At 68.2% G+C, this 21,989-nt stretch carries 20 protein-coding genes and 1 pseudogene; 15 read left to right on the top strand and 6 right to left on the bottom strand.

Annotated elements, in window-relative coordinates:
* Nucleotides 1-389 precede the first annotated feature (389 nt).
* On the top strand, nt 390-1,034 hold the full coding sequence (locus tag KSE_RS25955) for a murein hydrolase activator EnvC family protein (RefSeq protein WP_231873228.1): 645 nt from the start codon (nt 390-392) through the stop codon (nt 1,032-1,034).
* A 9-nt stretch (nt 1,035-1,043) separates the two neighbouring features.
* On the opposite strand, the gene KSE_RS25950 is transcribed toward KSE_RS25955, so the two are convergent.
* The 4 genes and pseudogenes from KSE_RS25950 to KSE_RS25935 all read right to left on the bottom strand — a co-directional run.
* A complete protein-coding gene (locus KSE_RS25950; protein ID WP_051055381.1) occupies nt 1,044-1,673 on the bottom strand; it encodes a TetR/AcrR family transcriptional regulator in 630 nt (209 codons plus the stop codon).
* Nucleotides 1,674-1,856: 183 nt separating this feature from the next.
* On the bottom strand, nt 1,857-2,687 hold the full coding sequence (whiG, locus tag KSE_RS25945; RefSeq protein ID WP_014138327.1) for an RNA polymerase sigma factor WhiG: 831 nt from the start codon (nt 2,685-2,687) through the stop codon (nt 1,857-1,859).
* A 1,263-nt stretch (nt 2,688-3,950) separates the two neighbouring features.
* Nucleotides 3,951-5,240: a DNA-processing protein DprA gene (gene dprA / locus KSE_RS25940; RefSeq protein ID WP_014138326.1), complete on the bottom strand. Its 1,290-nt coding sequence runs from the start codon at nt 5,238-5,240 to the stop codon at nt 3,951-3,953.
* 553 nt (nt 5,241-5,793) lie between these two features.
* A pseudogene (locus KSE_RS25935) lies at nt 5,794-6,480 on the bottom strand (ATP-binding protein); the annotation flags it as partial.
* Nucleotides 6,481-6,583: 103 nt separating this feature from the next.
* Between KSE_RS25935 and KSE_RS25930 the strand changes: the two are divergent.
* Nucleotides 6,584-8,077: a recombinase family protein gene (locus KSE_RS25930; RefSeq protein WP_014138324.1), complete on the top strand. Its 1,494-nt coding sequence runs from the start codon at nt 6,584-6,586 to the stop codon at nt 8,075-8,077.
* A 35-nt stretch (nt 8,078-8,112) separates the two neighbouring features.
* On the opposite strand, the gene KSE_RS25925 is transcribed toward KSE_RS25930, so the two are convergent.
* Nucleotides 8,113-9,141 carry a hypothetical protein gene (locus KSE_RS25925; RefSeq protein WP_033258656.1) on the bottom strand — a complete coding sequence of 343 codons (1,029 nt, stop codon included), beginning with the start codon at nt 9,139-9,141 and terminating at the stop codon, nt 8,113-8,115.
* A gap of 215 nt (nt 9,142-9,356) precedes the next feature.
* Between KSE_RS25925 and KSE_RS45920 the strand changes: the two genes are divergently transcribed.
* The 9 genes from KSE_RS45920 to KSE_RS25880 all read left to right on the top strand — a co-directional run bounded on the left by KSE_RS45920 (nt 9,357) and on the right by KSE_RS25880 (nt 17,526).
* Entirely contained in the window at nt 9,357-9,488 is a 132-nt protein-coding gene (locus tag KSE_RS45920) for a hypothetical protein (RefSeq protein WP_255518990.1), read from the top strand.
* A gap of 82 nt (nt 9,489-9,570) precedes the next feature.
* Nucleotides 9,571-10,785, top strand: a complete 1,215-nt coding sequence (locus KSE_RS25920) for a helix-turn-helix domain-containing protein (RefSeq protein WP_033258668.1) — start codon at nt 9,571-9,573, stop codon at nt 10,783-10,785.
* A 321-nt stretch (nt 10,786-11,106) separates the two neighbouring features.
* Nucleotides 11,107-12,414, top strand: coding sequence for a DUF3825 domain-containing protein (locus tag KSE_RS40345; RefSeq protein ID WP_081539625.1), 1,308 nt, complete (start codon nt 11,107-11,109; stop codon nt 12,412-12,414).
* A gap of 525 nt (nt 12,415-12,939) precedes the next feature.
* Complete coding sequence (locus KSE_RS25915) at nt 12,940-13,296, top strand: hypothetical protein (RefSeq protein WP_148283160.1); 357 nt, start codon at nt 12,940-12,942, stop codon at nt 13,294-13,296.
* A 235-nt stretch (nt 13,297-13,531) separates the two neighbouring features.
* Entirely contained in the window at nt 13,532-13,753 is a 222-nt protein-coding gene (locus tag KSE_RS25905) for a hypothetical protein (protein WP_014138317.1), read from the top strand.
* Nucleotides 13,750-13,929, top strand: a complete 180-nt coding sequence (locus KSE_RS25900; RefSeq protein ID WP_014138316.1) for a hypothetical protein — start codon at nt 13,750-13,752, stop codon at nt 13,927-13,929. The genes KSE_RS25905 and KSE_RS25900 overlap by 4 nt, the downstream gene beginning before the upstream one ends.
* A gap of 250 nt (nt 13,930-14,179) precedes the next feature.
* Nucleotides 14,180-16,360: a type IV secretory system conjugative DNA transfer family protein gene (locus KSE_RS25890; protein WP_033258652.1), complete on the top strand. Its 2,181-nt coding sequence runs from the start codon at nt 14,180-14,182 to the stop codon at nt 16,358-16,360.
* The gene (locus KSE_RS38775) at nt 16,357-17,145 is read left to right on the top strand and encodes a replication-relaxation family protein (RefSeq protein WP_014138314.1); all 789 of its coding nucleotides are present in this window, start codon (nt 16,357-16,359) and stop codon (nt 17,143-17,145) included. The genes KSE_RS25890 and KSE_RS38775 overlap by 4 nt, the downstream gene beginning before the upstream one ends.
* 60 nt (nt 17,146-17,205) lie before the next feature.
* Complete coding sequence (locus KSE_RS25880) at nt 17,206-17,526, top strand: hypothetical protein (RefSeq protein WP_014138313.1); 321 nt, start codon at nt 17,206-17,208, stop codon at nt 17,524-17,526.
* Between the two features lie 48 nt (nt 17,527-17,574).
* On the opposite strand, the gene KSE_RS42350 is transcribed toward KSE_RS25880, so the two are convergent.
* The gene (locus KSE_RS42350; protein WP_148283159.1) at nt 17,575-18,345 is read right to left on the bottom strand and encodes a hypothetical protein; all 771 of its coding nucleotides are present in this window, start codon (nt 18,343-18,345) and stop codon (nt 17,575-17,577) included.
* A 786-nt stretch (nt 18,346-19,131) separates the two neighbouring features.
* Between KSE_RS42350 and KSE_RS42345 the strand changes: the two genes are divergently transcribed.
* From KSE_RS42345 to KSE_RS25855, 4 genes are all read left to right on the top strand, one after another.
* Entirely contained in the window at nt 19,132-19,425 is a 294-nt protein-coding gene (locus KSE_RS42345; RefSeq protein ID WP_148283158.1) for a hypothetical protein, read from the top strand.
* Nucleotides 19,426-19,602: 177 nt separating this feature from the next.
* On the top strand, nt 19,603-19,806 hold the full coding sequence (locus tag KSE_RS25865) for a hypothetical protein (protein WP_014138311.1): 204 nt from the start codon (nt 19,603-19,605) through the stop codon (nt 19,804-19,806).
* Between the two features lie 154 nt (nt 19,807-19,960).
* Nucleotides 19,961-20,578: a hypothetical protein gene (locus tag KSE_RS25860; RefSeq protein WP_014138310.1), complete on the top strand. Its 618-nt coding sequence runs from the start codon at nt 19,961-19,963 to the stop codon at nt 20,576-20,578.
* A 158-nt stretch (nt 20,579-20,736) separates the two neighbouring features.
* Complete coding sequence (locus tag KSE_RS25855; RefSeq protein ID WP_014138309.1) at nt 20,737-21,927, top strand: J domain-containing protein; 1,191 nt, start codon at nt 20,737-20,739, stop codon at nt 21,925-21,927.
* Nucleotides 21,928-21,989: the final 62 nt, after the last annotated feature.

Raw genomic sequence — 21,989 nt, 5'->3', positions numbered from 1 at the left:
GCGTGAGGCTTGCGGCCTCGGCAGGCTCGGCGGACCGAGCGGCACTCGCACCGTCGCGGCCGCTCCCCGAGGGGTCGGACCGCCGGTGGCGGGGCGTGCGAAGTCGACCCGGCAGACCGGGTCGCGTGTGAAGTGTACGGGAAGGCCCGAGCGACGGGCGACTCCCCGCGTGCCCGCCACCCCAGCCGACGGCGCTCCGGCCGCCCGTCGGCATCGCCCCGGCAACCTCGCCGATCACCGTTCACCCCTGCGGGGGACGGCGGTTGTCCACACCCCCCGGTCTGTCCACAGCCCCCGCGCCCCTCCCGCACGACGCACCCCGCCGGGCCCACCCTGGGGGCGGCGCGCACGGGACGCGTGCGCCGGACGCGTAGGTGGAGGTGCGGGAGGTGCGGGAGGTGCGGGAGGTGCGGACGTCGGTGCGCGCGCTGGTGCTGGCACTGGTGCAGGGGGTGGCGCTGCTGCCGGCGGGCGGGGGCGCGGCGGCTGGGGCGACGGCTGGGGTGATGGCTGCTGAGGCGGCGGCGGGCCCGGGGGTCTCCGCCTCCGCGCCTTCCCCCTCTCCCCCTCCTTCCTCCCTCCCCTCCCGCGCGGGCGCGGCGCGCGGGCGGGAGCGGGCCTGGCCGGTGGGTGGGCGTTCCGGCGTGCTGCGGCGGTTCGAACCCCCGCCGGCGCGCTGGGCCGCGGGGCACCGGGGGGTGGACCTGGCGGCGGCGCCGGGCACCGTGGTGCGGGCGGCGGCGCCCGGCGTGGTGGCCTTCGCGGGGCGGGTGGCCGGACGGCCGGTGGTCGTGGTGACCCATCCCGGATCGGGCACTCCCCCGCTGCGGACCACGTACCTGCCGGTGGCGGGCTCCGCGCCGGTCGGCGCGGCCGTCGCGGCGGGCGAACCGATCGGCACGGTGACCGCGGACCCCGGCCACTGCCCGACCGCCTGCCTGCACTGGGGACTGCTGCGCGGCGACCGCTACCTCGACCCGCTCGCCCTGTTCGGTTCCGGCCGGGCCCGACTGCTGCCGCTCACCCCCGGCTGACCGGCCCGGTCAGCTCCCGGCGGCCGCTTCCGGCCCGCACGCCGCCCCGGGGGCGGGCGGGCCGACCGGGCGCAGGCCGTCGAGGGCGAAGCGCACCGCGGCGTCGGCGATCTCCCGGACGGCTTCGGCCGCCGCGGCGTCCTCGCCGCGGACGCGCTCGGTCTGGCGGACCGCCGCCTCCACCACGCCCTGGAGCAGTGCGGCCGCGACCCCGGGCCGGTCGTGGCCGAGGTCCTCCAGGGTGCTCACCACCATCGCGGTCAGCCCGACGTGCGCCGCCCGGATCCTGCCCCGCGCGGCGTCGTCGAGTTCGTACTCGGCGACGGCCACCACGGCCCGGTGGACCGGGTCGGTGGCCAGCGCCACCTGGCCGCGGACGTACGCCTCGACCCGCTCGACCGCGCTGTCGCGGACCGCCATGCCGGCCTCGACCTCGGCGGCCCAGAGCGGCAGGTCGACCGTGCAGAGCGCTTCCACCAGTTCGGACTTGGAGCGGAAGTACTCGTACACCGAGGACCTGGCCAGGCCGGCGCGCGCCGCGAGCGCGCCGAAGCCCAGCGCCTCCCGGCCGCCTTCCGCCAACAGGGCGCGCGCGGCGTCCAGTAGCGCTGCCCGCTGCAACTGTCGATGCTCGGCCACCGTGGCCGCCCGGATTTTCGGCACTCCCCAACTGTACGGACGCCGACGACCGGTGGACACGACATCCCGCACCCACCAGCCACCACGCGCCGCCCGGCACCGACCCTGCGTACGCCCCCGGTCCGCGGCCGCAGGCCCCTGGCCCCGCCCGCAGGCCGCAGGGCCTCGGGCCTCGGGCCTCGCTCAGCGGGCGTCGGACATCTTCGCCCGCAGTTGCAGCACCGACTTGGTGTGGATCTGGCTGACCCGGCTCTCCGTCACACCGAGCACCTGGCCGATCTCCGCCAGGGTGAGGCCCTCGTAGTAGTAGAGCGTGACCACGGTCTTCTCCCGTTCGGGCAGGGTGTTGACCGCGGAGGCGAGCAGTCGCCGCAGCTCCCGGTCCTCGGCGATCTCGACCGGGTTGTCCGCGCCGCTGTCGGGCAGCGTCTCCATCAGGGTGAGCCGGTCGCCGCCCTCGCCCGCGGAGTGCAGCAGCTCGTCCAGCGCCACCACGTTGGCCAGCGACAACTGGCTGAAAATGGTGTGCAGGTCGTCGAGCGAGATGCCCATCTCCGCCGCGACCTCGGGGTCGTACGGGGTGCGCCGCAGCCGGGCCTCCAGCGTGGCGTAGGCCCGCTCGACCGCCTTGGCCTTCTGCCGGACCGACCTGGGGATCCAGTCCAGCGCCCGCAGTTCGTCGATGATCGCACCGCGGATCCGGCTGATCGCATAGGTCTCGAACTTGATCGCCCGGTCGATGTCGAACTTCTCGATCGCGTCGATCAGCCCGAAGACGCCGGAGGACACGAAGTCCGCCTGCTCCACGTTCGCGGGCAGCCCGACCCCGACCCGGCCCGCCACGTACTTCACCAACGGCGAGTAGTGCAGGATCAGCTGGTCCCGCAGCCGGTGGTCACCGCTCTCCTTGTACGAGCGCCACAGCGCCTGCAGCGCCGACTGGTCGGCTCCCTTCGCCCGGTCCTCGCCCTTCCCCTCCTCGCCCGCCCCGGGCGCGGCCGCCGGCGCGGGCACCGTCGCCCCGGTCGGAACGGCCGGCCCGGCCTTGCGCCCACCGCCTTGCGCCGCAGCCTCCGGCTTGGGCGACGGCACGGCCGTCCCCGCCTCGGGTGCGGACGGAGCGACCGCGCCAGTCGCATCGGCCGCCGCCGCCGGCCCGGGGCGCGGCACCGCCGACCCGGCCGGAGAGGGGGGCACCGGCACCCCGGGGCCGGGCCCGGGCCGGGGCACCGGCGGGAGCGGCGGAGTGCCCCGGGTACCGCTCGGACTCTCCGCCGGACCCCGCCCCGGCAACTCGGGTGAGCGCGCGGGTGGCGGCCCGCCCGCCTGGCGGCGGACCTGGGCGCTCCGGGTGGACGACTCCTTCGTCTTCACCCGCGTTCCCCGCTTCTCCTGGCCGCGCCCCGGCCGCCCGGCCGGGGACGCCGCCGGGGCCGCCGACTCGGACCGCCGCCCGTCGGCGCCCTGCTCACCGGTGCTCCGGTCGCCGACCGTTCGGCCCGCGCCGCCCGTACCGGCCCGACCGCCCGCCCCTGGTTGCGCCCCCACTCCCGGCCCGGCGGTGGCGCCGGTGTCCTCGTCTCCGCCTCCGCGCGGGCGCGGCTTCGCTACCGCGCCGGGGGGTGCGGCCTGCGGGCAGGGCAGCACCTGTCCGGCCCGGTCGACCGGTGGAGGCGCCGGGTTCGGTCGGGGCGCGAGCCCCGGCAGGGCCGGTGGGCGCGGGAGGGGAGCGGGCGGGGCGGGACGGACCTGGGGCTGCGGGGTCGCGGCCGGGCCGGTGCCCGGCCTCGTCATTCCCACGACTCCCGCGGACCTGGCCCGCAGTTCCGCGGTGTTGTGGGTCTCGGCCCCCGTCCCGTCCGGGGACCGACCGTCACCGGTCACCCTGTGTCCGGGAATGTGAGTGGGCATGCGTTGGTCTGCGCCGTTCTGCCGAGTCATGTGCTGATAGGGACGCCATGAGCGAGCGTAGCGTGACCGAGTCGCTGCGGAGCGCTACCGCCACTCGGGCGTCGCCCGATCCGGTGGCAGCAAAGGGCGGTACCGGCGCGTCGCGATCGGGCGACCGACCCGCCGGGGCCGTCCCTCCCCGGCCCGGCGGCGGACCCGTGCGGACGTCGCCAACACTGCCGCGCAGCCCGGGCCCGGGCACTCCGCGCGACCTCCCGGCCGAGTCGACCGGTGCGCCATCATCCCTCAACTCGCCTCCTGACAAATCCTGTTGACCGTTTGACCCGATCGGATCCCCGTATCCTGTCCGGCTCCGCCCGGAGGCGATCACTTGCGACGCACCAGCCTCCAATGCGCTCCGTGTCGCTCGACGAAGCCGAGCGAGCTCAGTTCGTGGAGGTGTTGGACGGTCGCCGCTTCGGAGAGCGCGGCGTAGTGGGCGAGTCGTTGCACCGGCGCGCCGTCCGCGCTCGCCGGCACCGCTTCCAGGACTCGGGCCACCGGCGGTTCCAACGCGTCCCTCGGCAGCATCGGGCCGACCCGTTCCGGGGCCAGGTCGGCACCGATCGAGCCGATCAGCTCGCCGACCTCGGCACCGCTGGTGACCATGGTGGCCGCCCCGTTCCGGATCAACGCATGGACTCCGACCGAGAGTTCGGAGGTGATCGGGCCCGGGACGCCCATGGTGTGCCGGTTGAGGTCCAGCGCCCGCCGCGCGGTGCTGAGCGCGCCACTACGCGGTGCGGCCTCGACCACCACGGTGCCGCGGGTGAGCGCCGCTATCACCCGGTTCCGCAGCACGAACCTGAACCTGGTCGGGTTCATCCCGAGCGCCAATTCGCTCACCAGCAGCCCGTCCTGTCCGATCCGCTCGATCAGCCTCTCGTTTCCGCGCGGATAGCAGATGTCGACCCCGTTGGCGAGCACGGCGATCGTCATCCCGTTGACCGCCAGCGCCCCGAGGTGCGCGGCGGTGTCCACTCCGTAGGCCGCGCCGGACACCACCACCCAGCCGCGCTCGGCCAGTTCGGAGCCGAGCTGCCCGGCGACGTGCCGCCCGTACGCGGTACAGGCCCGCGAGCCCACGATGGCCACCGACCGCAGGGCGAGCAGCCGCAGCGAGGGCAGTCGGCCCGCGGGCAGGCCGCGGACCCACAGCCCGATCGGGCGACTGTCGCCGAGGTCGTCGAGTTGGGAGGGCCACTCGCTGTCGCCCGGAATGATGAACTTCCCTCCGAGCTTGGCGATGCGTTCCAGGTCGGCGGCCGGGTTGAACTTCCGCAGTCTCTGCTGGTAGGCGGCGATCCGGTCGGCGCCCAGCCCCAGCCGCTCCGCGGGAGCCCCTTCGTGGAACCCCTGCAACAGCCTCACCACGCCGAGTCGTTGGACGGCCCGGCCGATCGCGGCGTCGCCCGGCTCGATCAGCCTGGTGAGCGCCGCCCGCGAGACCCGCTCAGGCTCGGGCGGGTCGGGCGGCGGCAGCGGCGCGGCCCAACCCGTGGGCCGGATGACGCGCGGCTCTCCCCGCGCCGTCCCTGCGCGGACGGCCCGGCCGGTGACCGCGGCCCCGACCGCTCGGCGTGCCGGCCCCGGTCGTTCCGCGTCCGCCCAGCCCATGGGCGCCGGATCCGCCGCACCGTGGCCGTCCGCCCCCGTCGCCGTCGGCTCCGACTCCGACGGCCCGTGGCGCGAGCGGTGTGCCGAGGACGGCCCGGCACCGCACGGCAGACATCGGGGCCGCTCTCCTGTCCCCTCGCACGCCGTACGGACGCCGGGCGGGTCAGCGCCCGCCGACGGGCGCGGCAGACCGGAGCCGTCAGGTGCACCGGTCGCCCCCGGACCGTCCGGGGGACGGCAGCCCTCGGCCCCGCCCCCGGCCGAGCGCATCGCGCCGAACGCGCGGACGGTGGCTCCGCACGGCCCCGACAGGGGGACGGGCGCGGGTGCGGAGGCGGCTGCGGATCGCCCTGCGGTCGGGGCGACCGAAGGGGCGACTGGACGGCCGGCCGGCCCCCGGGACGCTTCGCGCGGGACGGGGTGTGCGGTCATGGGTGTTCCTCCTGCAGTGCGATGCGATGCGATGCGGTGTGGTCGGTGGCGGATGGTGCGGCGCGCCCGCCGAACGAGGGTGGTCCACTTGAGCGTTGACCTTCCGACAAGTGAGCTGCGGTCAGAACTCACTGGACGAATCGGTGTCGGCGTAGGGATGGGCGTGATCACTCCGGCGGTCCGTCGGGCGGGTGACCCGCTGAACGCCGGTACGGAGGGTGAGGGCGGTCTGGACGTCGGTCCGGTTCGGCCGGTCCCGGCCCGCGAGGTCGGAGACCGTCCAAGCCACCCGCAGGACGCGGTCGAGACCGCGTGCGGTGAGCAGGCCCCGGTCGAGGTCGCGTTCGGCGTCGGTCAACGAGCCGGGTTCGAGCTGCCAGCGCGTGCGCAGTTCGTGCCCGGGCACTTCGGCGTTGGTCCGCCACGGGGTGTCGACGAGGCGAGCGGCGGCCCGGGCCCGGGCCTCCCGCACACGTGCGGCGACCGTCGCCGTGCTCTCGGCCTTTGCGCCTCGCTGCATCAGCTCGGCCCTGGTGACTCCGGCGACCTGCACCTGGAGGTCGACCCGGTCCAGCAACGGACCGGACAGCCGCGCTTGGTAGCGGTTGACCATGACGGGTGTGCATTCGCACCCTTCTCCTCTCAGTGAATAGCGGCCGCAGGGACAGGGGTTGGCGGCCAGGCAGAGCAGGAAGCGGGCGGGCAGCCGCATCGAGCCGGCGGCCCTGGCGATCATCACCTCCCCCGATTCCAGGGGTTGGCGCAGCGCGTCGAGGACCCGGACCGGGAACTCGGGCGCCTCCTCCACGGAAGGAACGTGCACCCCCGAGAAGCCGACCTGTTACCGCAGGTCAGCGCACCAATGAGGTCTTCCCAAAGGGCGTCCCAGATGTTCCACTGGGAGAGACCCCATGTCCCTACTATCCGTTTCGTCCCCGACCCTCGTTCCGCACCAGCGGCTCTGCGACACCGCTATCTACGCCCGGCTGTCCCGGGACCGGCAGCGGCTCAGCGAGAACGTCAACATCCAGATCGCCGAGTGCCAGGCCTTCGCCGATGAGCAGGGCTGGCCGGTTGTCGGTGTGTTCCCCGACGACGACGTGTCGGCAAGCAAGTTCAGCAAGAAGCCCCGCGACCAGTACGAGCTGATGCTCGCTGCCGTCCGGCGCGGCGAGATCAACATCATCCTCATCACCGAGATGCCCCGGCTCTACCGGCGCATGGAGGAACTGCTCGACGTCATCCGGCTCGCCGAGACGACCAAGCTCCGCCTGCTGATCACCACCGACGGCATCTCGTACGACCTCAGCACCGCTGAGGGCATCCACGCGGCCATCAACGCGGTGAACAACGCGATGCTGGAGTCCGCCCGCACCTCCAAGCGGATCAAGCGGAAGCAGGCCGTCCGGGCCAAGCAGGGCAAGGTTCACGGCGGCGGCCGACCGTACGGCTACGAGGCGGACGGCCTCACCATCCGGGAATCGGAAGCCGAGGTCATCCGCGAAGCGGCGGAACGTTTCATCATCGGCGAGAGCTGCCGTGATCTGGTCTGTGACTTCAACGCCCGCGGCATCCGCACGGCCACCGGCAAGCTCTGGCGGATCGAGAACCTCCAGCGCACCCTGCTGAAGAAGCGCTACATCGGCGTCCGTGAGTACGACGGCCAGGAGTACCCAGCCGAGTGGCCGGCCATCCTCACCCGCGAGCAGTGGGAGCAGATGGAGGCCCGGCGGCTCAGCCGCTCGCACGGCTGGCCGAAGGGCAAGACCGGCACGCGCAAGTACCTGCTCAGCGGCGGCCTGATCTACTGCGGTCGGTGCGGCGGCGAGATGGTCGGCAACGGCCGGACCGCCGAGAGCGGCCGATCCGCGGTACTCCGGTACCGCTGCCGGCGGACGGACAACCACGGCAACACCATCGGGTGCGGCAAGACCTTCCGGATCGCGGCGCCGGTCGAGTTGCTGGTGAAGGAAGCCGTCCTCACCGCCTTCGATGACCCGAAGATCGCCGTACTGCTGGCCCCGAAGGGCGACGAAGACCAGATCCGCGAACTGGTGAAGACCTACGAGGCCCGCAAGGCCAAGGTCGACCAGCTGGTCACCGACTACGCCACTGGCGTGCTCACCAGGGAGCAGTTCATCCTGGCCAAGCAGGTCGCCGAGGCGGCCATCCAGGAGATCCGCGAACTGCTCGCCCAGGCCCAGCAGCAGACCGCCCTCGCACAGGTGCCGGCGAACCAGAGCATCCGGGAGGCCTGGGACACCGCTGGCCTCGCCTGGCGCCAGAAGATCGTGGGCCTGGTGGTCGAGAAGGTCGTCATAGTGCCCGGCGGGCGGCCCGGCTCGAAGACCTGGCGCGGCTTCCGGTTCGACCCCGAGTTCGTGCGGATCGAGTGGAAGGCGTAGATCAGCAACACCTGCTCAAGCAGGAACCACCGACCTCACGCAGACCTGACCCTGAGCAGCTCGCCCTCGATGAGCTGGTTGAGCTTCCTCTCCAGTTCGCTGAAACTCACCCGAATGCCGTCCTGGGCGAGCAGCATGATCACGCGGTCGATGGCGTCGGTGCGCGACCGCCCGTGCGCTATGCCGTACAGCAGGAGGGAGGCATGGTCGACCAGCATGGCGCCCCGGCCGTGGCGGTGGTGAATGCGGGTACTCGTCTTCGCTGGCGCGACGGCGGAGTACGGGTCACGCGCAAACTCCCCGGGTGAAACGAACCGTTGGAGCGGGTAGTCGTAGCCTGTCAAAGCCTGCACAAGTAGATCCTGATGGATCGCAAGACTGTCGACGAAGGCCCGGGGGTGAGCGGTCATCTCCCTGGACGGAACCTGAGGGAACGGGCTGCTGAACGTCCGGTCCCAGCGCGCCCTGAGCCACGCAGTGCCGGGATAGAGATCTCCTCGGGAAGTGACCAGCGCATCCGCCGCCGCAAGGACCGCGCTTTCGGCCGCCCACTGCGCCGAGGCCTCGTCGCCACAAGCGAGCAGGTCGAAGGCCTCGGATGCTCGCATCCTGGTTCGAGCCGCCAGCGGTGCGACATAGGCCCCAACCACCGCATCCGCGTTCCGGTGCAGGTTGTCGATCAGCACTCGCAACGCCCCATCGTCCAGAACCAGCCGCCCAAGCAGCAGATGGGCGAGAAGCCGCGCCTCATCGGCCTGGAGGCTGGGCGCCAGGTTCGGTGTGCATGCGCGCTCCACCGAACCCCTGAGTTCGTTGAACTCCAGGTACGAGGCCGTGACCGTCCGGCCAGCGACCTGCCAGGACTGCCACGCCTGCATGTGCACCCGCTCATGAACCACCAGGTTGACATGCAGGTCCGATGCGGCGGGCCCCAGCCCGGCAGCGGACGGCCCGCTGAGGTACGCCATCGGCAAACCCTCCGCCGCTGCCCGTGGTGCCAGGTAGGCCTGTAGCCGGTCGAGGTCGGTGTCGGCAACGGGTGGGTACCACGCGATCTTGACCATGTCTCTCCCCAAGACTGAGGCGGAACACTCACGGTTGCCATCATAGTACCGGCCTCTTGGCAACCAATTGCCAAGGATCTGGCACTGAGATACCTTCGGTCTCGCCGAGGCGGAGTGATCACCTCCGTCGCGCCCGACAGCCCCGCTTCGGGCCGGACGCGCCCACCTGTCTCTCCAGCGCTGGCGCGCCCTTTTACGTGTCCCAAGGAGACTCAATGAAGCTCGCGCACCGCATCATGATTGGACTGGTGGTGGTCCTGGGTGTAGCCGCTGGGCTGTCCCACACGGACGGTCTCGGACCGCAGCCGCGCTCGGTACTGGCGAACACCGAGATCACCTGGCCGTAGCGGCATCCGCCGACCACGGGAATTCGGAAGACGTCCGCGCACGGGCTCGGGTCGACCTGTTCAAGTCGTTATGCTTCCGCGCATGGAGGCAACGATCAGCCAACCCGAGTTCGGCCGGCGGTTGCGCCTGCTCAGAGAGGCTCGCGGCCTGACGCAGGCTCAGCTGGCGGGCGATGGGATGTCCAAGCCCTATGTCTCCCGACTGGAGTCAGGAACCCGGCCGCCCACGGATCGTGCAATCGCGTACCTGGCAGAACGTCTTGGCGTCGATGTCTCTGAACTGAAGCCCGGTGGCACCCCTACATTGGCTGAGGCACTGGCGATGGCCGCTTCCACTGCCGACCCAGCCCGTGCAGTCGAGCAAGTCAAGGATGCCCTCGACCGCGAACCTGGAGCAGACCCCACCCTGCGCTGGCAGGCACTGTGGATGCTGGCCGACCTGAACACCCCCGACCACGGAGACTTGCTCAACTGCCTCGTCGCACTCGCCGAAGAGGTGGGGCAGCCCGTCCTGCGCGCACAGGCCCTGGCCCGCCTCGCCCGATATCTACGCACGACGGGCGATGCAGAGCGCGCCTATGACATCGCACAGAGTGCATTGCCGCTCATGCCAGATGTCTCGCCAGCCGACCAGGCTTCCATCCTGTTGGCACTCGTCTCCATCGAGACGGAGACAGGTCGCTTCTCTGCCGCTGCTCAGCACTCTGGCGAACTTCAAGATCTCCTGCCGCACCTCCCGGTCAAGCTTCGCGTCGAAACGCTCTGGACGACGGCGGTCGAACGGAGCTACCAGGGGCACTTCACCGAGAGCGCACAGGCACTCAGCCAGGCAATAAAGCTACTCAACAGCGGCGACGACCTCCACACCTGGATGCGCCTACGACTGGCAGCGTCCCGCCTGTACCTGATGAACCCCCCGGAAGGCCTGGACAGCGCCGGCCTTCTCCTTGGCGAAGCCGAGGCCGCGGTAGCACTCATCGGCCTGCCTCGGCACCGCAGCGAACTCGGCTCTCTGAAGGCCCGACACGCTTTCCTCCAAGGCGACTACGAGACCGCCGCCGCGCTGTGCCGGGAAGTCCAGCCCCACATCGACGATCTAGCGTTCCGCGACCGCATGCGTCACTGCTCGTTGGAACTCCAACTGCGGCTCCTCAACGGCGACGCAACAGCCGCAACCGAGCTTGAGCAGCTCGCCACCCAGGCGCGCCAGTCCGGCAACTTCGAGCTGTCCAGCGAGATCTGGAAGGACCTGGCCACGGCCCGGGCCTCCGCTGCGAAGATCGAGCACGCCGAGTAACCGTCTCGGCATGAAGTTCATCTGTCCAATGACGACGCTGTCGGGTGCCGGCTCGCCGGCCAAGGGTTGATCGACCTATCGCGTCGAACGGCCGCTCCGGGCTCGTCAGCCCGCCAAGAGGCTGCTCCTGCATGGCCTCAGCCCGGCTGCTGCTGGTGCCAGAAGCTCATGGGCCGACGGCTGAGAAGGTCGTCATCGTGCCCCGGGTCGAAGAGCTGGCGTGGCTTCCGCATCGCCCCCCGAGTTCGTCCAGATCGAGTAGAAGCACTGACCCAGTTGGCCCAGGTGGTAGCAGTTTGGATCACGGCGTAGCGTCGGAAGATGGAGCAGTTGGCCGCCCAAGGAGGCTCGCTGATGTCGCCATTCCATGGTGTTGTGAAGTGGTTTGAACCTGCCCACGAACGGGGCTTCATTAGGTCAAATCTTCCAGATGGCGAAGAGTTCGATGCAATCGTTTATCGATCCTCCATCGCGGACCCGAGATATGAGACTCTTGTCCCAACAGAGAGAGTCGAATTTGAAATACAGGAAACCCCCAGCGGCCTCCGAAAAGCCATACAAGTCCAGTCGCTCATTCCCAGCAATGGACGCGAACGCGGCGAAGTAGTAGATTTCAGTCACCTTGAGGGAAATGGCTATATTCTGGCGGATGGAAGCACTGATCCTGTTATGGTCGAGCGGGACAGCATAATGGGCGCAAAGATGCACGAGAAAACCCTAGAGGCAGGGGAGCGCGTCGAGTTCAAGCGTAAATCAAACTTCGCCACAGCGGTAAAACGCCTGCACGCGACAAGTCGACTTTACCGATGGGCCGTGATGGGAAAAGAATCCGATTGGCTCGCAGCACTTAGAAGGATAGCCGCGCAAGAGGAGGGCGACTGGAATTACTCAGTCCACCCGAGCCATCAAAAATACCCGGTCCTGAAGAGCTATCTCAAGTACACTTTCAAACAGCTAGAAGAAGAAGCGGCCTACGGTGCGCATACATTCGCAATTTCCGGTCAGGGCGAGAATCAACTAGCCGCCTTCAATACCGGCCTTGAGACGGAGTACTACACACCCATCTATGCAATGTTCAGGCTGAACGATTCGCCTGCAGCTCCCAGCTTGGATGTACACAGGCCAGACTGGAAACTAGAGGGATTCTTTCAAGAGTCCGATGGGCCTTTCCGTCGCGCGTTCGGCGGCTCTCCTCCCATACAGGCCACCTACTACACCGACCTAACCGATCTTCTCTTTTATCCAGATCGCCGACGATCGCTAGACAAAGAACACATAGTAAAGGACAACCTGAAGCGATTCCCGGAGTACATCTGGAGAGATAAGCCTCTCCAGCAGGCGCGCGAAGAGGCCGTCTCCTACTTGGAAGCCATGTGGGTCAAGACGATGAGGAGGGTGGAGCGGAACTACAAGGTTGCCGTACCGCAATACTATTGCGGACAACTTCAACTACTACTCCCCCTATATCTACTGGACGGAAAGAGTGCCGACCTAGCAGCGGTCGCTAGCCACTGCTTCGATGATTCCGGAAATCCGTACTATGACGTAGCCACCGCACTCACTCTCGATCAGGCATATAATAATGCGCGCCTATTGACAAAGCCGGACAAGGATTGGCTTAGGCCCTAACCCGGAAAAGTAGGAAGCCCACACCCCGGAGGGTGTGGGCTTGGTGCTCTTGCGAGCATAAGTAAACGCCACAGACCACTTCAACTGCCCGCCTCGACACGGTATTGCAGCTAGCCATGGAGGTGACGGACAGCCAATGCCGTCTTCAATTTTCCGCCAGGACTGACCGCCTAGGCCAGCCCCAATGTAGTTTGTCGAGATATCCGAAAGGGATAGGGCTTTTATATCAAAAAATTCCTACGTCGTCAAGGGTTTTATTCCCGCGCCATGGGCTACGACTTTACAAATCTCGCGCGGCCAAAGTTTAGCCATACAGTCATCGATTGACCCGCGGGCCCGCAGGGCGGCCAGACCCGAAAAGATCTTGAGGCCACCCCTTGCCCCAGCCGTGTCATTCGTCTACGGTTTCAGTCCGCCCTGATGGGCGCCTCTTAACAAGATCGCTTTCCCCTCCTATCTCACTTGAAGTTCACCAGGTGCCCTCGTGGGCTGCCTGCTTCCTGGTGGGAGAAGGAGGGCATTTTCATGTCCGCAGACCGTCTGCCTCAGCTTCGAGGCAATACCCCTTCGCCGTTCAGCCGAGCGGGCTGGGGTCTGGCCCGCCACCTGAAGGAGCTGCGGGCCGAAACTGCTGCCTCTATGGCTGAGGCACGCGCGCAAGCCACCGCATCAGCTGCCTGGGTCGAAGAGGCGAGCTTTGTGGCCCAGACCGCCATGCGGCACGTCGGCATGGCGGCTGACACCGAGGAGCATCTGCTCCGAAGGCACCCTCACCCCGCGCAGGCCGCTCGGCTCGGTCGGATCGTGGATGCCTTGGCTGACCTGGCAGCAGACGAAGTCGCCCTCATGGCACTGCGGACCCGCCGCAGCTCGGGTCGGTGAGCGGTATGGGGATGTTCTTCCTCGGACTGTCGATCGGCCTCATGCTGGGAGTGGCCGGCTGTTGCGTGGTCCTCGCATGGTTGCGGGCATTGTTGAGCGACGCAACCGCCTCCGAACGTCTCCGCGTTCGGGAGGAAGGCCTTGATGCCGCCAGCCGAATCACGGCTGCGAGTCACCAAGCCCAGCTCGCCATGCTGCGTGTCCTCATGCACGGGAGCGAGAAGTGAGTTCCCCCATGAGCAACCACGACGCATCGAGTGAGACTCCTTGGGATCACTGGTTCCGCAGCGCTGCCCAGCAGTTCATGACGCAGCTTCAGGAGAGCCTGCGGTTCTGCGAAGTCATCGGGGAGAACGACCCGGACTTCGTACGCGCGCTGCGGCAGGTGGGAGCAGACATCGCTTGGGCCTTCCATGAACGAGCCCAGCAAGCCCGACCGGCCAAGGGGGCCGCGTGATCAGCCCCAGCAAGTGGACGCGCAACCTGGTCCTGGCCCTGCTGGTGCTGGTCGCCGCTCAGGGCCTCGTGAACGCGATCCGACCGGTGATCGGCTGGCTGATCGGCTTGACCGCCGGGGCCGTGGTGCTCGCGGTGGTCGTCTTCCTGGTCCTTCAGAAGGGCCGGCGCTGGTGAGCGCTCCGGACGACTTGGCTGAGTGGGTGGCCCGATCTCGTGCCACCCAAGGCTTGCCGCAGCGCGTCGAAGACCCGGACGCCGTCAGCAGCCTTGTGGATTTGGTCCAGACCGCCCGCGCCACCGAGAAGCGCCGGCGAACTGAGCGGACCGAGCAGAGCAGCGAGCCGGAAGCCGACACCGCTGCGTAACCCGAGCCGGGGCCATCTGCCCCGGCTCTTTTTCAACCCCCCATCTTCCAGGAGCAGTTATGTCGTTTCGAGCCCCCTGGGCTACGCCGGACCAGCCTCGCCAGTCCTTCGAGGTGGCCTTCCCGCGCGAGCTGAGCACCGAGCTGGCCTTGAACTTCCTCCGGTCGCTCAGCGGCCCGTTGCGCCGAGGCGTGAGTCCGCCGTGCTCCGTCGCCTTCGAGCTGTCCTCAACCGGGTTGTCCGGCCTGACGTACGTGGTCAACATGCCGAAGTCCACGGTGGCCGAGGTGCAGCAGCTGCTGCTCGCACACCTGCCGGGCGCGGTGGTGACGCCGGTGGCGCCCACCGCGGACCCGGTGCTCACCACCCGGTGGGCGAAGGTCATCGAGATTGGCGTCAACCAGACCACCGAGCCGTTGAACGCGACGGGGCCGGCGGCAACCATGGCCACGCTGCTGAGTGCCCTGGGCGGGCTCAAGCCCAAGGAAGCGATCTTGACCCAGTGGGTGATCTACGACGCGCGCCCGCTGAGCACGGACACCAGCAGCAGGAAGACCGTCGAACCGCGATGGCGGGCGGTCGGCCGGATCGCGGTCGCCGGCACGACGCCGGATCTGCTGCTCAGCCGTCTCAAGAGCGCGTACAGCACGCTCGCCACCGAGGACGGCTCGCCGGTTGGAGGCGTACGGGTCTACCGGCGACTGGTCTCGCCTGGCCTGGCTGAGCGCCGACTGCGCCGCCGAGCCGGTGCGCTGCTCTGGCCATCGGTGGTCAACGCCGCCGAGCTGCTGGTCCTCACCGCCTTGCCGGTTGGCACCCCGCAGGTTGCCGGTCTGAAATCCGGCAGCTCGCGCCGTCTGGCCGCCCATCACCTCATCCCGCGCACCGGCGGCGTACTGCTCGGACGGTCGAACTTCCCCGGCGACAACCGCCTGCTGGCCATCCCCGAACAGGACCGCGCCGCTCACTGCCTGGTCGTCGGACCGACTGGCACCGGCAAGACCACCCTGCTCGAAAACATGATCAACTGCGACCTGGTGGCCGGCCGCGGTCTGCTGTACGTCGATCCCAAGGGTGACTCGGTGCAGCGGGTGCTCGACCTGGTGCCGCCGGAGCGCCTGGGCGACGTGTTGCTGTGGGACGTGACGGACAACGAGCAGGTCGTGTCGTTCAACCCGCTGGCCGGTCCGAGGCCCGACCGGATCGCCGGCCACCTGATGCCCATGTTCGACCAGCTCTTCGGCTTCAGCACCAGCACGCCCCGGGCGTACGACGTGCTGCGCAACGTCCTGATGGCCTTGGCCACCTGCGGCTACACCCTCGTAGAAGTGCCCTTGGCCTTGCTCCCTGGTCCCCGCGGTGAGTTCTTCCGCCGCCATGTGCTCGGCCGTCTCGACAACCCCGAGCTGCTGGACTTCTGGCGTTGGCTCCAGGGCTTGAGTCCCCGCGAGCTGGCCGAGACGGCAGCGCCCATCGTGCGTCGGCTCCGACCGTTCCTGGTCTACCCCGAGCTGCGGGTCACCTTCGGCCAGACCACCTCGGCGCTGGATCTGCGCGAGGTGCTGGCCAACCGCCGGATCGTGCTGGTGCCGCTCTACAGCGACGACCTAGGCGAGGAGGCCACCGTCGTCGGCTCCCTCGTCTTCCATTCTCTCTGGCGCGCCATCCAGAACATCTCGCTGCTGGAGAACTACAACGTGTACGCGGACGAGTTCGGAGACCTCGCCAGCATCGGGGCGCCGTTCGGCGACATGCTCGCCAAAGCGCGGAGCCGGCGATTGCCGCTCACCTTGGCGACCCAGGACGTCGGCCGCCTCACCGAGGCGATCCGCAAGGACGTCATGAACGGCACCAGGACGAAGGTGCTGTTCCAACCTGCCGACTCGGACTTGAAGTACCTGCGCTCCGGCTTGGGTGACTGGGCCACCGAGCACGACCTCGCCAGCCTCGGCCCCCGCGAGTTCATCGCCCGCATCAACGTCGGCGGCTCGACCACGCCGCCGGCCTCCGGCGTCACCTTGCCGCCTCCGCCGCCTGTCGGGCTGGGACAGGCTGCTCACGCAGCCTCGCGCACCCGGTATGGCAAGCCGTGGGCCGAGGCCGCCGCGGCCATCCAACACCGACTCGACCGGCTGTCCGGCTGCGCGTCGAACACCGACTTCGCCAACAGCCAGACCGCCCCCGAACCGTCTGATCCGGCGGACTGGCAAGAGTGGGGCCAGTGGGAGGACTGGGCATGAACGTCACCCGCCGCTACCTCGACCAGCTCGCCCCGCAGCTGTCGCCCCGCGATCTGGAGATCGTCCGGCAGCTGAGCCGCTTCAAGCTGATGACCGGCCCGCAGCTGGAGCGCCTGTTCTTCGCCGACTGCTCGGACACCAGCCGGGCCCGCAACCGGCAGGCCGTGCTGAAGCGGCTCACCCAGCACCAAGTGCTCGCCCACGTTGGCCAGCGGCGCGTCGGCGGCTTCGCCTACGGGTCGGGCTCATACGTCTACACGCTCGACATCGCCGGCCAGCTGCTGGCCGCCACGACCAGCGCCCGCCCGCGCCGGGCGTTCTCCTGGTACGAGCCCACGATCAACCACTTCCTCGCCACCGCGGAGGTCTACGTCCTGCTGATCGAGGCGGAGCGATCCGGCGCCCTGACGCTGCTCGATTTCCAGGCCGAGCCGGTGTGCTGGCGGAAGTTCGACCAGCACACCCTGAAGCCGGACGCCTTCGCCGAGATCGGGCTCGTCCTGCCGGACGGCCGCCGGGTGAAGGGCAGCTTCTTCATCGAGGTCGACCGGGCCAACCAGTTCGGTGCCAAGATCTCAGGCAAGATCCCGCAGTACCTCGCGTACTACCAGCACCAGCTGCTGGCCGGCACCAATGCAGGCCTGCCCCGGAAGGTGGTCTTCCTGGCGCCCGATACGTCTCGCGCGACCTACCTGCACCGCCTGATCGCCCGGCATCAGGACGGCCGTCAGCTGTTCACCGTCGGGCTGCTGGACCACGCGGTAAGCGTCCTTGTCAACACGTAGCTCACGGCCATGCGCTCCGCGAGTAGCATCAGGCGGAACACCAGCCGTGGGGAGGGCGCAATGGGCGCGAGGGAAATTGCGGGTCGCGTGGCTTATGAGGCGAGGGACATCGCAAGGGGAGCGATCGAGCAGACTCGCCAAAACATCTATGTGGAGGGCTACCAGAAGGCTGCCGACATCAGCATCGGCGTACTGGACGAGCAGATCGCTGTCCTGATGGACCGAATGACCTCAGACAACCCTTTGACTGGGCAGGAGCAGTTTCTCCTGGGCAGCCTGAATAAGCTGAGGGAAGAAATGGCACAGGCGCTGGACGGCTTCTGGGAGCAGGACGATCCGACCAGTGCTCTCGCCGACGAGCGCCCGCAGCTGCCCCGGTAGAAGCAGGCCCCGATTCTCAGGCCAGTACAATCGGGGCAGCGGCGAGACTCATGCACGCTCCCACCGCCATCCGTTGTTCTCCTGGCAGGTAATGGGGTCGCCAGCACCATCGATCCCGTTCGTCCCGTGGTCGGAAGCGCGGCAGTACTCGCCGGGGGAATAGCACTTTCCGCCATTGGTGTGTGGGTAGCAGCTGCCTCCCTCGCTGGAACTGGTGGCCGTGGTGCTGCTGGAACCGCCTCCATTCGCCTTGATCAGCTCAGCCTTGACAGTATCCAGGTGCGTATCGCACTGCACGAGACTCCCAGTCGCTGGAAGGTCGGCATCGAGCTGGTGCATGACGGCATAGATGTCCTGGTCAGCACCCGTTGCCCCAACAACGTCGAGGCCGGTGTTCGTGGCCGTGAACGCCAGGACCAGCATGTTGTCGTTGCACTTGTGGAGCAGGGCATCGACAACGGCCTGGTCGTCCGTGCGCGGGTGCTTGCCGTTGTCGACCTCGTTGAGGTACTGAACGGCCTTGGCCGTGTCATCGGCAGATGTCCCGTTAACCGGAGCCGGACTGGCCGAGGAGGGTGCCGGCTGTGGGCTCGCCGAAGAAATGGTCGGTTGCGGGGCGCTGCGAGATGCCGCCACCGCAGGCTTCGGGTGTGAGGTCGACGTACCATTCGTGCTTCCCTGCGGGTGCGGGTCGACAATCGCGCCGATGATTCCAATGACCAGGAAAAGACCGAACAGCCCTCCACAACCCATGCCTGCGATCTGCCATGGCTTGAACCGCGTCGGCCGCCGCGCAGGAGGCCAACCCAGAGGAGGCATGGCACCAGGTGGCACCGACGCCGGAGTGGGTGTCTGGGGCTGAGCCCAGCTCGGACGGGGTGGCTGCTCTGGGCCGCTCATTGAAGCCTCTGCTGTTGTCCGGTTGAGATCAGCAGCCTTGCAGCAGCCCTCGGCGTACTCCCAGGTTGTGTTGCACCCGTTACGCTCTCGCGTTGCTCTCGTGAGCACTGAGCCGAGTTGGGTGTGCAGAAGATGGTGCTCGCCATCCACGGCCAGGTGTCGACGCTTCAGCAGCCCAAAGCCGACTGCGCATCGCAGCGTACGTATCGGGCTACGGGTCGGCCTACGCCGATCGACAGCGCGCTACGACTGCGACCTGCGGAAAGGCCCGATTCTGCCGCGGATACCTCCTGCTACCTCCGCAGGGATCGTCAGCCAGTCGTCGCCTAGTGCCGTCAAGGTCGTACGTCCTCCCTCGCTGCTCTTCGGTGTGGGCGCTCCACCCTGACGACGGCTCCTCCCGGCCTGTCTCGCCTGCGTAGGTAGCAGGAGGCAGCAGCCAGTGAGACAAGTCGCAGACAAGCAGACCGGAGAGATCCTGAACGCCGTTGTGATCACCGATCTGGACCGGTTCCGCAGGGCCCAGCAGCGACTGGTGGTCCAGAGCCGGCCAGCACGACGAACCACCCGGACTCGGTACCGGAGTCAGTCCTCAGCTCGGTGGTGGCTGAAGCTGATCAGTCATCTCACCCCGATCATCGCCTTCGGCGCCATTGCGATTGCCCTGCTGCTGAACAACTAAGCCGACCTGAAAGGAGGTCCAGCATGACGAACATCAACGAACAACCGATGTATTGCTTACATCCCAAAATGGAGAAGGGATCGGAACCGTCCCGCTTATGCCCGAACTGTCACCAGAAGTTCCAGTGCTCCATCCGGGAAGCCCTGATCCGTATTGACGCCGCACTACCGACGGATAACTTTGGTGAAGCAGACCTGAGCCGCGTCACCGAGGTGTATTCGGTTCCGGATGATCCCTACTACTGCAAGTCCTGCGAGGAGGAGTTTCGGGACTGGAGCGCCGTGGTCTCACACGTCCTTCGGGGAACGGTCCAATAAGGCCGCCCCGCAGGACACAGCTGGAGCAGATCAACGAGCGCCAAGGCCAGCTCTACGCCGAGCTGGAAGACCTGCCGAACGTGACCCTCGCCCGGCGTCGACGGATCAACATCGAGCTGGACCGATTGGCCGGCGAGGAGCGCCAGCTGCTGTCCGCCGTGGCGAAGCGCAACGATCATGTGTGAGGCCATCGACATCAAGGGCAACCAGGACGAGAACCTGTACGTCTCCGTCGCCGGGTCGAACGAGGTGGCAATCATCGCGGTGTGGGACGTCCTGGACCTGCCTGCGCTGTGGTGCAGCGAGTGCAGCACCACCTTTGAGTACGCCGCCGAAGCAGCTGCCCACGTCGGGCTGACGCCAGCAGAGATCGAGGTGTAGGTCTGGCCGCCTACACCTCATCTCCCAACTCGTCAGGAGTCGAGGTTCCAGCAGGACATCGCCACCAGACCGTACTGCTGAACGAGGCACGCGACATGCAGAACCGATCCGGCAGTCGGACTCTGGAACCACGTCCCACCCTACGGAGCCCGCCATGCACCGGTTCACCATCGCCGTCCTCGGCAGCGCCCTTCTCCTCACCGCGGCATGCTCCAGCAGCCCTGAGAGTAACCAGGCCGGTACGTCCTCGGGCTCCCCCTCACCAAGGTCATCGCTGAACCTTCACGCTGCGCTGCTCACTCCAGCAGACCTGCCCGGCTGGTACATGGCCGCCACCCAACCGACCCCGGGCGGAGAGAACAGCGATTGTCCGTCGCTGGCCGGCCTGACTCACGACCTCGGCCAGCCCGTCCTCGCCGAACTCGACCAGGGCACCAAACCGTTCCCGCCCTCGGTGACGGAGTACCTGTCCTCCGGCTCCATCGACACGGCGAAAGCCACGTTTGCCCGTGCCAAGCAGCAAGCGACGAGTTGCCAAGCAGGGCTACCGGGTGCCAGCAGTTCCATGACGGCCGTACCGATCACGACCAAGGGCGACGACAGCTTCGCGGTCGGTGCGGACATGGGCGTCGTCCAGTCGACACAGGTTGCCGTTCGTGTCGGCGGCACCATCATGCTGATCATCTACGGTGTGCCGTCTTCCAACGGGACGACGGACATGGGGACGCTGCAAGGCGTGGTCGACAAGGCCGCACAGAAGCTCCAGCAATAGGCCGGGAAGCCGAGCCCTTCTCCGCCGACCACACCTCCTCGCTCAACTCGTCACGAGTCGAGGTTCCAGCAGGACACCGCCGCCTACGGTGAACACTCCCGATCCGCACTCGCCCCAGCAGGGCAGGCGGCGGATCAGCGAGCTTGCCGAGGTTCACCGTGTGGCGCCCACCCGCAGATGATCTGTACGCCCGACTCGGCGTCCAGCCGGATGCCGACGTGGCGGCCATCCGCCAGGCCTGGAAGACGAAGATCCGCCAGCTGCACCCGGACGGCCGCCCGGACCACGAGCAGCAGGACGCCCACCACCAGGCCGTGCTGCTCAACGAGGCGCGCGACGTGCTGACCGACCCGTCGAAGCGGCTGGAGTACGACCTCGGCCGGCGAACAGCCAGCCGTGCACAACCACGGCCCGAACCGCCAGCTGCACCAGAGCCGCCGACACCGCCGCCGGAAGTCGTGGTCAAGCCCGAGACGATCAGGATCAGCGTGGTGCTCGGCGGCCAGACACCGCGCTCCCAGCTCGTACGCCTCAGCTACAGCGACGGCTCCACCGTTGGCCGGGTCGAGCTGGTGACGGTCGCCGGCACCTTCTGGCAGGCCGAGCTGGTCGAGGTCGAGAACGACCACGCCACGCTACGGGTGGAGTGGCAGCCCGAAGGCGGAGCGCTATCCACAGGGCTGTGGATGGACCGGCTCGAAGTCACCGTGAACGGCATCGTGGTCCAGGTACCGATGCTCGTCCTGGTCGAACAGCCAGCGAGGCCGCCAAGGCCAGCAGCTCCGAGCCCACCACCGCGAGCAGCAGCTGCTCCTCCGCAGCCGGAAGTCCGGCGACCGGACAACCCTCGCTCCAGCAGGAGGCCGCGGCGGGCCGTCTTCGCCGTCGTGCTGCTGGTCCTGCTGGTGATCGGCGCGCTGTACTTGCTCGGGAAGAAGTACCAGAACGGCCCGGCCGCCCCGCCGGCGACGCCCAGCCCGTACTGCTCGGTGACCAGCAAGGACGGGGTGATGAGCTTCTACCAGGCCGATCCGAGCACCGGCCGGGCTGCTGGCGACATGCTCTGGGCCTCAATGAAGGCACGCGCCTCGGACGAGTGGATCAGCTGGTGGACGCCGGGGTTCCCGTATTGGGAGCGGGCGAACCAGGCGGGCGGGTTCAAGGAGGACGGCCGCACCTACGCCCAGCACCAGGACGTGCAGGTGTCGGTGGTCTGGGCGCAGGGGTTCGAGTCGCTGGACTTCGCGTTCAAGTACAACCCCGGCTTGGACCAGGCCGCCGAGGAGCAGGCGCGGCAACGGTTCCTCGGCGAGTGGATCGGGTACCTGGACTCACCAACCTGCCCTTAGGGCATGCACCTGCCAAAAGGGCAGAATGAACCTTGATAGTCCTCTGTCGGACTATCAAGGTT

Origin of the sequence: Kitasatospora setae KM-6054, from assembly GCF_000269985.1 — a bacterium.
Lineage (GTDB): Bacteria > Actinomycetota > Actinomycetes > Streptomycetales > Streptomycetaceae > Kitasatospora > Kitasatospora setae.
Note: the sequence above shows the minus strand (reverse complement) of the source record. Positions and strands in the feature narration are given on the sequence as shown.